At 61.1% G+C, this 15,395-nt stretch carries 15 protein-coding genes and 1 tRNA gene; 6 read left to right on the forward strand and 10 right to left on the reverse strand.

The annotated features are described in order from the left end of the window. Positions 1-187 precede the first annotated feature (187 nt). Entirely contained in the window at positions 188-1,177 is a 990-nt protein-coding gene (locus tag ACQY1K_RS13655; RefSeq protein WP_430257599.1) for an alpha/beta fold hydrolase, read from the forward strand. A 6-nt stretch (positions 1,178-1,183) separates the two neighbouring features. Here ACQY1K_RS13655 and hisN read toward each other — a convergent pair whose 3' ends face one another. Both hisN and ACQY1K_RS13665 read right to left on the reverse strand, forming a co-directional pair. After that, positions 1,184-1,960, reverse strand: a complete 777-nt coding sequence (gene hisN / locus ACQY1K_RS13660) for a histidinol-phosphatase (protein ID WP_430257600.1) — start codon at positions 1,958-1,960, stop codon at positions 1,184-1,186. Between the two features lie 377 nt (positions 1,961-2,337). Continuing rightward, positions 2,338-3,225 (reverse strand): N-formylglutamate amidohydrolase, encoded by an 888-nt coding sequence (locus ACQY1K_RS13665; protein ID WP_092659802.1) that lies wholly within the window; start codon positions 3,223-3,225, stop codon positions 2,338-2,340. A gap of 180 nt (positions 3,226-3,405) precedes the next feature. On the opposite strand from ACQY1K_RS13665, the gene cpdR1 reads away from it, so the two are divergent. Then, positions 3,406-3,768 carry a response regulator CpdR1 gene (gene cpdR1 / locus ACQY1K_RS13670; RefSeq protein WP_062460988.1) on the forward strand — a complete coding sequence of 121 codons (363 nt, stop codon included), beginning with the start codon at positions 3,406-3,408 and terminating at the stop codon, positions 3,766-3,768. 97 nt (positions 3,769-3,865) lie between these two features. Next, positions 3,866-3,940 (forward strand) — tRNA-Val (locus ACQY1K_RS13675). Between the two features lie 314 nt (positions 3,941-4,254). On the opposite strand, the gene ACQY1K_RS13680 is transcribed toward ACQY1K_RS13675, so the two are convergent. The 4 genes from ACQY1K_RS13680 to ACQY1K_RS13695 form a co-directional block, all read right to left on the reverse strand. Beyond that, a complete protein-coding gene (locus ACQY1K_RS13680) occupies positions 4,255-4,428 on the reverse strand; it encodes a DUF1328 domain-containing protein (RefSeq protein WP_082471987.1) in 174 nt (57 codons plus the stop codon). A 100-nt stretch (positions 4,429-4,528) separates the two neighbouring features. Further along, on the reverse strand, positions 4,529-5,590 hold the full coding sequence (locus ACQY1K_RS13685) for an ABC transporter ATP-binding protein (protein WP_430257601.1): 1,062 nt from the start codon (positions 5,588-5,590) through the stop codon (positions 4,529-4,531). Continuing rightward, a complete protein-coding gene (locus ACQY1K_RS13690) occupies positions 5,587-7,167 on the reverse strand; it encodes an ABC transporter permease (protein WP_430257602.1) in 1,581 nt (526 codons plus the stop codon). Before ACQY1K_RS13690 ends, ACQY1K_RS13685 begins: the two co-directional genes overlap by 4 nt. Positions 7,168-7,239: 72 nt before the next feature. Further along, the gene (locus ACQY1K_RS13695; protein ID WP_162238006.1) at positions 7,240-8,190 is read right to left on the reverse strand and encodes an iron ABC transporter substrate-binding protein; all 951 of its coding nucleotides are present in this window, start codon (positions 8,188-8,190) and stop codon (positions 7,240-7,242) included. Between the two features lie 221 nt (positions 8,191-8,411). On the opposite strand from ACQY1K_RS13695, the gene ACQY1K_RS13700 reads away from it, so the two are divergent. The 3 genes from ACQY1K_RS13700 to ACQY1K_RS13710 all read left to right on the forward strand — a co-directional run bounded on the left by ACQY1K_RS13700 (position 8,412) and on the right by ACQY1K_RS13710 (position 12,287). Beyond that, positions 8,412-10,481 (forward strand): ATP-dependent helicase, encoded by a 2,070-nt coding sequence (locus ACQY1K_RS13700; RefSeq protein ID WP_430257603.1) that lies wholly within the window; start codon positions 8,412-8,414, stop codon positions 10,479-10,481. A 51-nt stretch (positions 10,482-10,532) separates the two neighbouring features. Further along, positions 10,533-11,273: a pentapeptide repeat-containing protein gene (locus tag ACQY1K_RS13705; RefSeq protein WP_430257604.1), complete on the forward strand. Its 741-nt coding sequence runs from the start codon at positions 10,533-10,535 to the stop codon at positions 11,271-11,273. Between the two features lie 171 nt (positions 11,274-11,444). Next, entirely contained in the window at positions 11,445-12,287 is an 843-nt protein-coding gene (locus ACQY1K_RS13710) for a DMT family transporter (RefSeq protein ID WP_062461885.1), read from the forward strand. A gap of 7 nt (positions 12,288-12,294) precedes the next feature. Here ACQY1K_RS13710 and ACQY1K_RS13715 read toward each other — a convergent pair whose 3' ends face one another. The 4 genes from ACQY1K_RS13715 to ACQY1K_RS13730 form a co-directional block, all read right to left on the reverse strand. After that, complete coding sequence (locus ACQY1K_RS13715; protein WP_280136960.1) at positions 12,295-12,408, reverse strand: type II toxin-antitoxin system RelE/ParE family toxin; 114 nt, start codon at positions 12,406-12,408, stop codon at positions 12,295-12,297. 21 nt (positions 12,409-12,429) lie between these two features. After that, positions 12,430-12,684 carry a type II toxin-antitoxin system ParD family antitoxin gene (locus ACQY1K_RS13720; RefSeq protein WP_430259019.1) on the reverse strand — a complete coding sequence of 85 codons (255 nt, stop codon included), beginning with the start codon at positions 12,682-12,684 and terminating at the stop codon, positions 12,430-12,432. An 83-nt stretch (positions 12,685-12,767) separates the two neighbouring features. Continuing rightward, positions 12,768-13,475, reverse strand: coding sequence for a DUF1003 domain-containing protein (locus tag ACQY1K_RS13725; RefSeq protein ID WP_092659788.1), 708 nt, complete (start codon positions 13,473-13,475; stop codon positions 12,768-12,770). Between the two features lie 4 nt (positions 13,476-13,479). Further along, positions 13,480-15,273, reverse strand: coding sequence for an ABC transporter ATP-binding protein/permease (locus ACQY1K_RS13730; protein ID WP_430257605.1), 1,794 nt, complete (start codon positions 15,271-15,273; stop codon positions 13,480-13,482). Positions 15,274-15,395: the final 122 nt, after the last annotated feature.

Here is a 15,395-nt window from a genome sequence, read left to right on the forward strand (position 1 = left end):
GATGGGAATTGATTTTCCGTCATTCAAGAGGTTTTTTCATTGGGGGAATTCATCCGGTGACGGGCTCGGCTTCCTGGTTATAGGCCGACAGGTCAGAGTTCTCCGCTCCGGCCTCGCCTCTATCCGCATCCACCATTTCAGATGATTTCACTTGACGTGGCGACCCGGATCGCTTGACCCTGTCGGCATGACTGACACGCCACACGCCTCACAGACCCTGTTGCGATCGACACCGGAAAACCCGGCGCCGGACGATTACACCGCTGGCCATTTCACCGGTCACCGCGGTACGAAGCTGCGTTATGCGCTTTTCCGCTCACCGGTATCGCCAGCCCGCGGCACGATCGTGCTGTTGCAGGGGCGCAATGAGTTCATCGAGAAATATTTCGAGACGATCCGCGAGCTCAACGCCATGGGCCTATGGGTTGCGACCTACGATTTGCGCGGCCAGGGCGGTTCCGACCGCGAGACACGGCACCCGAAAAAAGGCCATGTCAGACATTTCTCCGACTACCAGAAAGACCTCGACATCTTTCTCGAGCAGATCGTGCTGCCGGATGCGCGCCTGCCCTTTTTCCTGGTCGCCCATTCCACCGGCGCGCTGATCGCCCTGTCGTCGGCGCCGAAACTCGCCAACCGGATCAGCCGCATGGCGCTGCTGTCGCCCTATATCGGGTTCCAAGGACAGGCCCTGCCGGAACGCATCGTCTGGCCGCTCTCGACCGTCATGCGCTGGACCGGGTTTGGCAAGGTTCAGCTGGGCGGAGACAAGCGTTTCATACCCTTTGAGCGCAACGGCCTGACCGGCGATCGCACCCGCTTCGAGCGAAATCTCGGCCTCTACGCCGCCTATCCGGAACTGACGGTCGGCGCACCGACGGCCGGCTGGGTTCACGAGACCCTTCGCGCAGGCCGGCGCGTCTCGTCGCAGGCGCATCTGACACGGATCACCATTCCGACGTTGATCATCGCGCCTGTCCTCGATGGCGTCGTGCCCTATTCGGCCCAGGAGGAACTCTCGCGCAATTTCCGGGCGGCACAGCTCATCACCATCACCGGCGGCCGCCATGAGCTGCTGCAGGAAAAGAATATCTACCGGGCCCAGGTGATGGCGGCGCTCGAGGCCTTCATGCCTGGGCTCGATGGCGGCATAGACCTCACCGAAACCGCGGCCTGACCCGTCTTATCGGCGCGCCAGCAGCGCAAGCGCTTCGGCGTGCACGCTACGCGAACCGGCGGCGATGATATTGCCGCCGTTCTCCGGCCGGCCACCATCCCAATCGGTGATGATGCCGCCCGCCTGCTCGATGATCGGGATCAGCGCACCGACATCATAGGGCTGCAGATTATTCTCGACCACGAGATCGATATGCCCGCCCGCCAGAAGGCAATAGGCGTAGCAATCGCAGCCATAGCGGAACAACCGCACCTTTTCTTCGATCGAGCGGTAAAGGGCCAGATCCTCGCCCTCGAAAATATGCGGTGACGTGGTGAAGAGAACGGCGTCGGACAGCTGTCCGCAGTCACGCACCGAAAGCACGGCCTCGCCGCCCGGCCCGCGATAGGTCGCAACCTTGCCATCGGCAAAATAGCGTTCGCCGGTAAACGGCTGGTCCATCATGCCCATCGTGGCGCGACCATTCCACTGCAAGCCGATCAGCGTGCCCCACAGCGGCACGCCTGAGATAAAGGCCCGAGTCCCGTTGATCGGATCGATGACCCAGACATGCTCGCGGTCGAGCCCGACATTGCCATGCTCTTCGCCCAGGATGCCGTGTTCGGGGAAACGCGCCTCGATCAGGGTCCGGATCGCGGTTTCCGCCGCCCTGTCGCCCTCGGTCACCGGATCGAAACCGCCGGCCAGCTTGTTGACGACGGAGACACCGGTGCGGAAGCGCGGCAGCGTCTGCTCGCGGGCGGCATCGGCGAGCGTATCGAAAAAGGCGCGATCAGGCAGCATCAACAACTCCGTCCCAGAAAAGCTGCCCCCGTTCTAAAGCAGGTCTTGACGCTTAGAAAGGCCTGAACCGTTCTTCGAGTGACCAAAACGCGGTCACATCGCCAAATAATGATGCAATTTTCATCACACAAAATAATTGATTGACAAATGTGCATAACGGACGTAGCGTCTTCATACAGTCTTTGACTGTAAATACCCTCCTTGGGTGTTTCCTCCCTAGACTTAGCCGCGCTGTAAGCGCGGTTTTTTTTGTCCAAAATACAGGGGTGGAAGGGTATCGCGATGAGCACGCAGATTTCTGCGTCCAGCGGCATCGAATGCGTTCTGTCAGGGAAGTCGGCTACCTCGGCGATCGAAGTCAGCCTGATGCGGGGATACTATTCCGCGGCGAGCGCGGTATCGCCGGCCGAGAAATCAGCGACGAAGTCCGCCATCTGGCGCATGAAGAGCGAGAGTGCGGCGGCGATCGCATCAAATTCCGGCCGCTTCGAAAGCGTCCCCTCATCCACGTAAAGCCCGCGGTTGATCTCGATCTGCAGCGCGTGCAGGCCGCGCACGGGCCGGCCGTAGTGTTCGGTGATGAAACCGCCCGCGTAAGGCTTGTTGCGCACGGCGGCAAAACCCATCTCGCTCAGGAAGCTGAGCGCTGCGCGGGAAAGCTCGGCAGACGCGCTTGTGCCGTAGCGATCGCCGATGATGAAGTCGGGCTTCACGTTCGAACCCGAAAGCCGGATATTGCCAGGCATCGAATGACAATCAATCAACACGCAGATGCCGAACCGGGCATGCGTGGCCGCGATCAGCCGGCGCAGGCAGGCATGGTATGGCTTGTAGATTGCCTCGATCCGGGACAGGCCCTCCGCCACCGAAAGCTTGCGCCGGTAGATATCCATGTTCTCGGCGACGATGCGCGGAATGGTGCCGAGGCCACCGGCAACGCGCATCGATCCGATATTGGCGTAAGGCGGCAACGGACCATCGAACATACGCGGATCGAGTTCGAACGGCTCGCGATTGACGTCGAGATAGGCCCTGGGGAAATGGGCGGCCAGCAAGGGCGCGCCAAGTTCCGGCGCATCGGCAAAGAGATCGTCGACATAATGATCTGCCGAACGGCGAATCGACATCGAGTCGAGATTGCTGTCGGCAAGAAAGCTTTCCGGGTAGCACCGGCCGCTATGGGGAGAGTTGTACACGAAGGGAATGGTTTGCCTGGCGGGTTCCCTTACCTCGAAATGCTCAGGATCGCCGGCGTTGAAATCCATTCCGTTTTTACCATGTCATGAACAAGTCGGATGAGGTATGTTGCCAGTTGCCCGGCGGGAAGTCCATACTATGTAATCCCACCAAGGCTGCTTCGGCTCTTATTAAACGGATGTTTACCGTCAATTGAGAGTGTAGACGGCCATACAGCCACGACTCATAGACAGATAGCGGTCCCCGAGATGCTTCCAAAAATCCTTCTCGCCGAAGATGACAACGACATGCGCCGGTTCCTGGTGAAAGCGTTGGAAAAGGCGGGCTACAAGGTCATTTCCTTCGACAACGGCGCCAGCGCCTACGACCGGCTCCGCGAAGAGCCTTTCTCGCTGCTCCTGACCGACATCGTCATGCCCGAGATGGACGGCATCGAGCTCGCCCGCCGCGCGACCGAACTCGACCCCGATCTCAAGGTCATGTTCATCACAGGGTTTGCCGCAGTCGCTCTGAATTCTGATTCGAAGGCCCCGAAGGATGCAAAGGTTCTCTCCAAGCCCTTCCACCTGCGCGATCTTGTGGACGAAGTGAACAAGCTTCTGGCCGCGTAAGCCCGGTTTTCCGGCGGCTGTCAAAAAGACTTCACAAAACCGGAAAAAGCCTATTGACGGCACATCGGTTTCTGTGGTCTTAAGCCGCCCATCGGATGGGCGTATAGCTCAGCGGGAGAGCACTACGTTGACATCGTAGGGGTCACAGGTTCAATCCCTGTTACGCCCACCATCCTGATTAGCCGCAAGGCACGAAAGGCTTCCGGGAAACCGGAAGCCTTTTTCGTTTCAAGCCGTTAACCGACCGCATAACGTCCCGTCACCATTCTTCCATCCGTAACAATACCAATAGCGCGAGGCTTGCGGATGCGGGAGCTTGTGGGTCTGAGTTTGTGGCTGGCCTCTCGGCCAGTGGCACTCAGGCGGCCGGGGTCGTGTGGGGCTCCGGCCGCTTCAATAGCGCTTCACTTCCCGAATTTACCGCAAACAAAAGCCGCCCGTGGAAGCTCCAGGGCGGCTTTGCTGTGTTGATCCTTGGGGTCTTTCTTAGAAGACCACGGCGCCTGCCGTCAGTGCCAGAACCAGGAAGATCAGGAAGATCACGATAGCGATAAAGAACAGGATTTTCGCGATGCCCGCGGTGGCAGAGGAGACGCCGGAGAAGCCGAGGAAGCCTGAAATCACGGAGATGACGAGAAAGATGAGAGCCCATTTCAGCATGGTATTATTCCTTCATATTTGATGCGGGAACAACGTGACAAAAGGTTCCAGGTTCCAGCGCCGTGGTGGCCGCGAAGAAATATTCCGGCAAAAATGTGAACTACGCGTCGGCAAGCAGATGCACTCGTCCCGAGATGCCGATCGACACCCGGTCGCCTGACGCAAGCAGCTCGCGGCCGGGGATATCCAGGCGGAAGGAAATCTCGCCCTCGGCGATACCGTCTCCGGCGAGTGTTATCCTCGCATCAAGCGATGGCCCGCAGAAAACCACGTCGCTGACCACAGCCGAGACCCCGTTGTCCGGCGCGTATTCGATCCGGCTGACGGTAAACTGCTCAGGCCGGATCATGATCTGCGCCCGGCCGCGATAGGTGACGTCCGCAACCTCTAGCCGGCCGATCGGGCTGTCGGCTATCCCGTCGCTCACCATGGCCGGCAGCACGACCGCTTCTCCGAGGAAGGTGGCCGTCGCCCGGTCGACGGGTTTCAGATAGACCTCGCGCGGCGTGCCGACCTGGGCGAATTTTCCCGCCCGCATCACGACCAGCTCATCGGCGAAGGCAAGCGCTTCCGCCTGGTCATGGGTCACGAGAATGGTGGTGACGCCGGCAGCAGACAGCACGTCTGCCACAGCCTTGCGGGTGGCGGTCCTCAGGCCCATGTCGAGCGCCGAGAAGGGTTCGTCCAGCAGCATCAGCCGCGGCCTGCGGGCAAGCGCCCTTGCCAGCGCCACGCGCTGCTGCTGGCCGCCGGAAAGCTGATCCGGCTTGCGGGCAAGCATCGCCCCGTCAAGTCCGACCATTTCCATCAGTTCCGCAGCCCTTGCCTGTTTGGCAGTGCGATCCGCATCCATGCCGAAACCGATATTGTCGAGCACCGAGAGATGCGGAAACAGGCAGCCGTCCTGCGCCACGATGCCGATATTACGTCGGTAGGCAGCAACATGCGCGTCCGCATTGGACATGATCTCGCCGCCAAGCGTGATCGAGCCGGCGTCAGGAACCTCGAACCCGGCAATCAGCCGCAAAATCGTGGTCTTGCCGCAGCCGGAAGGGCCGACGATGGCCGTGCGGCTTCCGCTTTGGGCTGCAAGGTCGACACCGGCAACGGCTGCGACGGAACCGTAGCTCTTGGCAACGGAGGAAAGGGTAAGCAGCGTCATCGCCCGGCGATCTTTTTTGACTGGTGGTGAAGGAGAAGGGTGAGCGGAAGCGAAAACAGGATCATCAGCAGCGCATACGGTGCGGCTCCCGCATAGTCGATCTCGCTGGTCAGCGCCCAGAATGCCATGGCAAGCGTGCGCGTGCCGTTGGGCGCAAGCATCTGGGTCGCGGTCAGCTCGTTCATGATGCCGAGCGAGGAAAGCGCCATGGCAGATGCAGCGCCGGGCGCCGCCAGCCGCACTGTGGTGGACCAGAGCGCCCGCGCGGGCGAACGTCCGAGACTTTCGGCCGCCTGTTCCAGCTCTGCCGGCACCTGCGCGATGCTGGCGCGCAGGCTGACCAGCGCCCGCGGCAGAAACATGATGACGTAGGCGATGACGATCGTCGCCACCGTCTGGTAAAGCGGCAGCATCACCCGGATCGAGATCGTCACCAGAGCGAGCGCTACAACCACGCCCGGCATCGAGCTTGCGAGATAATAGCAGCCTTCGAGAAACCGACTGGAACGCGTCGGGCGGCGCACCGAAAGCCAGGCGATCGGCACGGCGGCAGCAGCCGTCGCCACACCGCCGATCACGCAGATCGTCAGCGTCTGGGAAAGGGCCAACCCGATCTCGCTGAATTGCCAGATATCAGCACCACCGGCGATCAGCCAGCGCCCGAGCGTCAGCACCGGCACGCCAAGCGAAACCGCAGTAGTCACGACCGGCAGCAGCAGGCAGGGATATCGCCAGACGCCAAGCGAGGCGCGCACCGGATGGCGGGCAACGCCCGAGCCCAGCCGGGCATAGCGACGGCGGCCCCGCACGGCGGCATCGACGCCGATCAGCACGAAGCAGCAGGCCACCAGCACCAGCGCCAGCATATGCGCTGCAACGCCGTTGTAGGTGGACTGGAACTGGTCAAGGATTGCCGTCGTGAATGTATCGAACCGGATCATCGCATAAAGCCCGTATTCCGACAGGAGATGCAGGCTGATCAGCAGCGCCCCGCCACACAGTGACAGTCTGAGTTGCGGCAACACAACACGCCGCAAGACAGCAGCGGGCGAAAGACCGAGAGAGGCCGCCTGATCCTCCAGTGCCGGATCGATCAGCCGAAGGGCCGCCGACACGGGAAGGTAGACGAAGGGAAAGTAGGTCACGACCGAGATCGCGACGCCCGCTCCAAGCCCGTTCAGCCGCGGCCACATACCGATCCAGGCATAGGACTGCACGAAAGCGGGAATGGCGAGCGGCACGATGGCAAGCCAGGCCCACAGCTTTGCACCTGGCAGGTCAGTACGCTCCGTCAGCCAGGCAAGCGCCGTTGCCAGAACCGTGGCGACCGGCACCGTGAAGACGATCAGCGCAACGGTATTGAACAGGAGTTCGCCGACACGGGAACGGAAGATCAGCTGCGATGCCGTTTCCCAGCCGGTCGCAACCGTTGCCCAGAACACGAACCCGAGCGGCGTCAGTGTCAGGGCGGCAATCGCCACCGCAATTGCCAGCGTCCATGACGATCCGGCAAGGGGTTTCCCCGCAGGCTTCCGGCGCGGCCGGCTGGCAACCATGCTCTCGGTGGTAAACGTCATCGCGTGCTCAAGAAAGAAGAGACATCGCAGGTACGCCCTGCGATGTCCGTGCGCAACAGGATTCGATGGTGTTTAGAGAATGCCGGCGGCTGTCATCATGTCGGTGACCTTGGCATTGTTGAGGCTCGAGGGCTCGACCTTTGGCGCCTGAAGGTCGGCAATCGGAACGAGCGCCTTGTTGGAAGCCTCGTCCTTGCCGACGGCGTATTCGAACGAGGTGCCGTCACGCAGAATCTTCTGGCCGCCCTTGCCGGCAAGCCATTTCAGAAATGCCTGCGCCTGCTCCTTGTGCTTGGAAGAGGCCAGAATGCCACCGCCGGAGATCGACACGAAGGCGCCCGGATCCTGGTTCTTGAAGTAATGCAGCGCAACGTTCTTGCTGTTTTCGCCGGTCTTCGCCTGATCGCCGAAATAGTAGTAGTGATAGATCAGCGCGCCTTCGAACTGGCCCGCATTGACGGCCTTCATGGCGGTGGAATTGCCACGCACGGCCGTGAAGTTCTCCTTCATGCCCTTCAGCCAGGCAGCGGTTTCCGGCTCACCCTTCAGCTGCAGAAACGCGCCGACGATCGCCTGGAAATCGGCACCCGACGGAGATGCGGCCCAACGGCCCTTCCATTCGGGCTTGGCGAGATCGAGCATCGATTTCGGCAGCTTGTCCTCGGTGAGCTTGGTCTTGTCATAGGCAAACACGGTGGAGCGCGCGGCAATTCCGGTCCAGTGACCGTTGGCCGGGCGGAACTGCTCGGGAACGAGATCAAGCGTTGCCTTGTCGACAGGCTCAAACAGCCCCTTGCCATCGACAAGCGCCATGGCCGGCGAATTTTCCGTCAGAAACAGGTCGGCCGGCGAGTTGGCGCCTTCCTGCACAATCTGGTTTGCCATTTCGAGGTCGGATCCGTTGCGCACCGTAATGACGATGCCGGTCTCTTCCTTGAAGGCCTCGACCCATTCCTTGGTCAGGCCCTCGTGCTGGGCGTTGTAGATCGTCAGGCTGTCGGCGACCTGCGCGTTGGCCGGCATGGACAGAGCGAGTAGCGAAACGGCGAGCGAAGCTCCGGCCGAAAGAGCAGACAGAATTTTCAAGTTTGCCTCCAATTTATAAGCGTCATCGCATCGATAGCCAAAGCCGACCTGCGCAGTCAAGTTTAAGAATCGAACGGGGATGGAGACCGATTGCGGCAAATGCCGGCGAATCAGGTAGAGCTGAAACGAACACATCAAGAACAAGCCGCGGAAGCTGAATGTCGGTTGCTTATCTGGAAAAATTGAATGAGGCCCAGCGCCGCGCGGTCGAACATGGTTCGGACGTGCCGGATGGCGGCGCTGCCGGACCGCTTCTGGTCATTGCAGGCGCAGGCTCGGGCAAGACCAACACGCTTGCCCATCGCGTCGCCCATCTGATCGTGTCAGGCGCCGATCCGCGCCGCCTGCTGCTGATGACGTTTTCCCGCCGTGCGGCCTCCGAAATGGGCCGCCGCGTCCAGCGCATCTGCCGCGAAGTGATGGGGGCGAAGTCCGGCGTCATGACCGATGCGCTCGCCTGGGCCGGCACGTTTCACGGCATCGGCGCAAGGCTGTTGCGGATCTATGCCGAACAGATCGGCCTCGACCAGGAATTCACCATCCACGACCGTGAGGATTCCGCCGATCTGATGAACCTCGTTCGCCACGAGCTCGGCTTCTCCAAGACGGAGAGCCGGTTTCCGACCAAGGGCACCTGCCTTGCGATCTATTCGCGCGCCGTCAATTCCGAGACGCCGCTGGACGAGGTGCTGAAGACCTCCTTCCCATGGTGCCTTGCCTGGGAACCGCAGCTGCGCGACCTGTTCGCCTCCTATGTGGACGCCAAGCAGGCGCAGAACGTTCTCGATTACGACGATCTTCTGCTCTACTGGGCGCAGATGATGAGCGAGCCGCTGATTGCGCAGGATGTCGGCGAACGGTTCGATCACGTCATGGTCGACGAATACCAGGACACGAACCGGCTGCAAGCCTCGATCCTGATGGCGATGAAGCCCGGCGGCCGCGGGCTGACGGTGGTGGGCGACGACGCCCAGTCGATCTATTCGTTCCGCGCCGCCACGATCCGCAACATCCTCGATTTTCCCGCGACCTTCGACCCGCCGGCCAACATCGTCACGCTCGACCGCAACTACCGCTCGACCACCACCATTCTGGCAGCCGCCAATGGCGTCATCGAACTTGCCCGCGAGCGGTTTACGAAAAACCTCTGGACCGACCGCCAGTCGGAGGAGCGGCCCCGTCTGGTCACCGTCAAGGACGAGACCGAACAGGCGAACTATATCGTGGAAAAGATCCTCGAGAACCGCGAAACCGGCATGCTGCTGAAGCAGCAGGCCGTCCTGTTTCGCGCCTCGCACCACTCCGGCCCGCTGGAAGTGGAACTGACCCGCCGCAACATTCCCTTCGTCAAGTTCGGCGGCCTGAAATTCCTCGATAGCGCCCATGTGAAGGACATGCTGGCGGCTCTGCGCTTTGCCCAGAACCCGCGTGACCGGGTTGCGGGGTTCAGGCTTCTGCAGCTCATTCCGGGCATCGGCCCGCAAACGGCGGCGAAGATCCTCGATGCGATCGCCGCCGATCCGGAACCGCTGGCGGCACTCCAGGAAATCCCCTCGCCTCCGAGGTCCGGAGAAGACTGGCCGGCCTTTGTCGAGATGCTCGGCGCCGTCAGGAAAAGCGAAGGCTGGCCTTCCGAAATCGGGCTCGCCCGCCGATGGTACGAACCGCATCTTAGCCGCATCCACGAAGATGCCGACACCCGCAAGGCCGACCTTCTGCAACTGGAGCAGATCGCTTCCGGCTACGCGTCGCGCGAACGCTTCCTCACCGAACTGACGCTCGATCCGCCGGATGCGACGAGCGATCAGGCCGGTGTGCCGCTGCTGGACGAGGATTACCTAATCCTCTCGACCATCCATTCCGCCAAGGGCCAGGAATGGCGCTCGGTCTTTCTGCTCAACTGCGTGGACGGCTGCATTCCATCCGATCTCGGCACCGGCACGACGGCCGAGATCGAGGAGGAACGGCGGCTTCTCTATGTGGCGATGACGCGGGCGAAGGATCATCTACATCTGATCACGCCGCAGCGCTTCTTTACCCACGGCCAGCATTCCCAGGGCGACCGGCACGTCTACGCCTCACGCTCCCGCTTTATCCCGGCAACGCTCCTGCAGTTCTTCGAAAGCACCGCCTGGCCGGTGGTGGCGCAGATGACCGAAGCCGAACGCCAGGCCCGCCACCAGATCCGCATCGACGTAACCGCAAGAATGCGCGGGATGTGGCGGTGACCGCCACAAGTTGCGCGAACGTATAGGCCGCTGCCTGACATTGGAGATTGCGTGGTGGAGAAATCGTCGCTGGAAGCCGCATTCTCGATGAAGGTACCCGTCATCGGCCTCCGATTTGCATCCGAAGACCTGACCGATTTCATCACGTCCGAGTCGAAATTCGCAGATTGCCGGTTCAACGACTGCGTCTTCGACGGCGCGAAGATCAGGGAATGCGAATTCATCGGCTGCAGCTTTTCCAACTGCTCCTTCAAGGAAGCCGAGTTTTTCAACTGCATCTTCGTCGATCGCGAAACGCAGGCAGGATCTGCGTGGAATTACTGCGACCTCAACGAGGCGAAGTTTAAGGCCTGCAACCTTTCCAACAACCGCATCGTCAAATGCGAAGCCTTCCTGCTCGAGATCACCGATTCGTCGGCCGTCGGTCTGCAGTTCGACGCCGAGGTTCATCGCAAGATCAGCAAGCGCATGATGTTTGGCGGCGTCGTCTTACAGCGTTGCAAGCTGCAGTACGCGGTGTTTGCGGCCTCAAGCTACGAAGAGAGCCGGTTCGAGAGCTGCGATCTCAGAGACTGCTCGTTTGTCGAAAGCAATCTCAGCCGCGTCAGCCTGATGGGATCGAGCCTCAACAATATCGATTTCACCGGCGCGACGCTTGATTTCGCCAACCTGTCGCAGGCGACCTTCGATGAGATGGATCTTGCCGCCATCGCATCGTTCAGGGGCATGACCGTCAGCCGCGACCAGCACGAAAACCTGCTCCGCTCGATGGGAATCCTGACCTCGGGATAAGCGGCAGACACAACCGGTGGGCGGAAAGGCTTTCCTTTCAAACCGAAAAAGCATTAGAGCGACCGTTCTGCGTCAAAGGAGACTGAAGTGGACAGCAATCAATCGGCAAGGGCCTCGCGGGCGACGTCGTCAGCCCAGCCGGCCCCGTCGACGAAGAAGGCTGCAGCCTGGATGCTGACGTCGATCAGCCTGCTGCTGCTGATGGCGATTTCCGGCCGGATCATCACCCGCGAGATCGACGTCTTCCAGGTGATGGAAATGCGCTCGATCATCGCCTTCTTCATGCTTTTGCCGCTGGTGTTTCGCGAGGGTGGCTTCAAAGCCATGCGCACCACCATCCTGCCGGCCCATATCGGCCGCAACGTCGCCCACTATATCGGCCAGTTCGCATGGCTGATGGGCCTGACGCTGATCCCGCTCGCGCAGGTGATCGCCATCGAATTCACCGCCCCGATCTGGGCGGCGCTGATGGCAGCGGCTTTCCTCGGGGAGAAGCTGACATGGCGCAAGGGTGCGGCGATCGGCTTCGGGCTCGCCGGCGTGCTTCTGATCCTGCGGCCAGGCGCCGCCCCGCTCAACCCAGGCCACCTGATCGTGCTCGGCGCTGCCTTCTTCTTCGCCATTTCCTTCATCACCACCAAGCTTTTGACGCGCACCGACAGCGCCACCAAGATCATCTTCTGGATGCTGATCATCCAGTCGATCATCGGGCTGATCCCGGCGCTCCGGGTATGGACCTGGCCGTCCGCGGGGATCTGGCCGTGGATCTTCCTGATCGCGTTCACCGGGACATTCGCGCATTACTGCATGGCAAAGGCGCTGTCTTATGCCGATGCGACGGTGGCGATGCCGATGGATTATCTCCGCGTGCCGGCCTCGGCCCTCATCGGCTACCTTCTCTACGCCGAAGCCATCGACGGCCTGACCGCCGCCGGCGCAATCCTCATCCTCGCCGGCAACCTCTTCAACCTGCGACGCCCGAACGCCGGAAGAATCCAACAGACGCCGCCGTGAGATCGGTTTAGTCTTGTTCCTTGAATGCTGCGGGGATATCGCGCGCGCCGTGCAGGATGCGCTCAATTCTCACACCATCCTGGGACACGGTGTAGAACATCACGTACCGTTTGAAGTGGATGCAACGAAGCCCGGTCGCGCATCAGGAGCGGCGTCCGCCATATCTGGCTTCAAGCCGATGGAAGACGTCATCCGCCGGAATGCCCGGCCCACTCTCGATCCCGGTGCGGATATCCGCCTTCAGTGCATCGAGCCCAGCCTTGCCGTGCTCCTCCATCTCTTCGAGCAGGCGAAGGCTATCGCGCATGACCTCGCTTTCGCTCGCATAGCGTCCGCTTTCCACCAGCCTGCGCACGAAGCTTTCGTAATGGGGGCCGAGTTCATAACTGGAAGGCATAAGATCCACGCTTGTTTCCTCGAAATTATCAATCTCCGAGATCCACGTAAAGCGTGTCCCCTCTCATCCCTCACGCCGACTGATCATCGTTTCTCCAGCAACTCGATCTGGATCTGCTGCAGTTCCGCGAGCCGTTCCCACTGCTTGGCCATCTGGTGATCGATCTTTTCATGCAGCTGGCGGATTTCGAGTTCGGCTCGAAGGTTGACCATGTAGTCGTTTTCGCTGCGCAGCCGGTCCTTGTCCTCCTGCCGCCTCTGACTCATCATGATGACGGGTGCCTGCAGGGCGGCAAGCGAGGACAGGACGAGATTGAGCAGGATGAACGGATAGGGGTCGAACGGATCGGCGGACAAACCGACCACGTTAAGCGCCATCCACAAAACCAGCACGGCTAAAAAGGACAGGATGAAGGTCCAGGAGCCTCCGAAGGCGGCGACCCTGTCGGCGACCCTTTCCCCGAACGTTTCCGCCTGGTCGATTGCGGCGGGCGCGCCCGCCTGAACCGTCAGCGTTCCCTTTTCGAAACTGTCGAGCACGCGGGCGTCAAGCTCGGTGATCTCGCCCCGCTCCTCTTCCAGCAGTGCCTCCACGTAGCGCCGCCTGAAGCGCGCCAGATCCTCGTCGCAGATCAGACTGTCGGCGCTACAGGTCTTTACCTCCTCCGCGATCATCTCGAAGAGATGCGGCCTTAGAGTGCCCGCCTTGTGAAGCTTCGATACCGCAAACGTGCGACCGCAGATGAGGCATTGCCCGGTTCTCCCTGTCGTTTGAGAAGCATGCTTACCCATTGTCTCAAGCCTCGTTCTTCGTATCGACAGCCAGGAGCGGCGCCAGATGAAATACCTTTGGTGAAAATCTGTCCGAAAACACGTCGGAGCGGCCGATATAGATCAGTGTCGAGCCGGTAAGCCCGGCCAGCACGTCGAGCAACAGCGCCTGCGTCTCCGGTTCGAGCCCTTCCAGGACGTCGTCCATGATCAGCCAGTCCGGCTTTCGAAGCACGGCATTGGCGATCTGCAGCGCCACTTCCTCGTCCTTGTCGAGCAGCCGGTCCCATCGCTCCACCTCGTCGAGTTTATCGACGAGCCGATGCAGACCGACTTTCTCCAACGCTTGCGCCAGCGCCGCGTCGGTCATGTCGGGAATGCCATCGCGCATGCCAGCAGGCCCAGTCGCCGGATAGGTCATGACCTCGCGCAGTGATGCGGTCGGCAGATAACCTTCCTGCGGCATCATGATCATCCGATCTGCGGCCGGCAGTCGGATCTCGCCCTTGCCCCAGGGCCAGATACCGGACAGTGCCTGGAACAGAAGATGCCGGTCTGTCCCCGGATTGCCGTTGATCAGCACGCGCTCGCCGGGTCGGATGGTGAAGGCGCCTTCCGCGACCCTGATGCCATGGCCGTCCCCACCCTTGTCGGGTTCGCCGAAGACCGCAAGGTCGGTGACGGACAGCACGTCCTCCCCATCGCTTTTCCGGTAGGTGAGGACGGAGCCTTCCATCGCCGGCGTATCCATCGAAACCAGGGCATTGCGGAACGAGGAGACACGGCCGAGCGTCGCCCGCCAGTCGGCGATGACGCTGAAATTCGCCACATACCAGCGCAGCGCCTGGTTGACCTGGTTGAAGGCGCCGACCGCCATCATCAGACCGCCGAACGAAAGATTGCCGGAAAAATACATCGGCGAGGCAATGATGATCGGCGCCACCAACGCCAGCCAACCGAAACCGGCCGACACCCAGGTCAGGTTAGTGAGCGCCCAGGCAAGCTTGCGCAGCATGCCGAGCACACCATCGATTGCGGCGTGAACGCGAAAAAGCTCGCTTTCCTCGCCGCGCGCAAGCGTGATCGGCTTCATGTTCTCGTTCGCCCGGACAAGGGTCGCGCGCAGATCAGCCTCGCGGGCATAGCGCTGCGCATTCAGTCGCGCCAGCCGGCTGCCGACGACGTTGCTAATGACGGATCCGAAAAGGGCGTAGAGGATCGTCGCCCACAGCATATAGCCGGGAATGACGATGGTACGACCGCCGATCTGCAGGCCAAAAGCAGTCGAGATCGCCCATAGCACGCCGATGAAACTTGCAAGAAGAATGGTCGAATTGACGAGGCCGATCGACAGTGACGTCGTGTTCTCGGCCAGGATGCGGGTGTCCTCGTGCAGTCTCTGGTCCGGATTGTCGGCGATCGCGCCGGCACCGGCAAGCTTCAGGGCCCGCCCCGGCGTCAGCCAGACATCGGCGAGATCGCGGGCCAGCCCTTCTCGCATCCGCATCGCGGCGATCTGGTTCAGCCATTGCTGGATGACGTTGAGCAGTGTCAGGAGCGAGGCGAGGACTCCGAACACCACAAGCTGGTGGAGGAATTCGGGCATGTCGCGCCGCGCCAAGGCATCGTAGAACGGTCCGTTCCACTCGTTCAGCCGATAGGTGGCGTAGGTGGTCGCAAAGATGACGCAGAGCAGCGCGGCCGTGAGCGCGAGAACGGGATTGCGCACCGGGGACGCCCAGAACGCCCCTGTCATCATTTTGAGCTGGCCAGACAGAGGAAGTTCATAGGGCTCCGCCTTATCTTGCGAATTCACCATCTGCCGCCGGCTCCTGCCTGTCTGTGTCGAGTCCTAACTACCACAAGGGAATTGCGAAGGTGCGAGAAAGGCGTGCCGTTCACGGCTGACCGGGAACAGCGTCGAGCGTCCCACGATCGAAT

It is taken from the genome of Neorhizobium sp. IRS_2294 (assembly GCF_050500145.1).
Classification (GTDB): domain Bacteria; phylum Pseudomonadota; class Alphaproteobacteria; order Rhizobiales; family Rhizobiaceae; genus Neorhizobium; species Neorhizobium soli.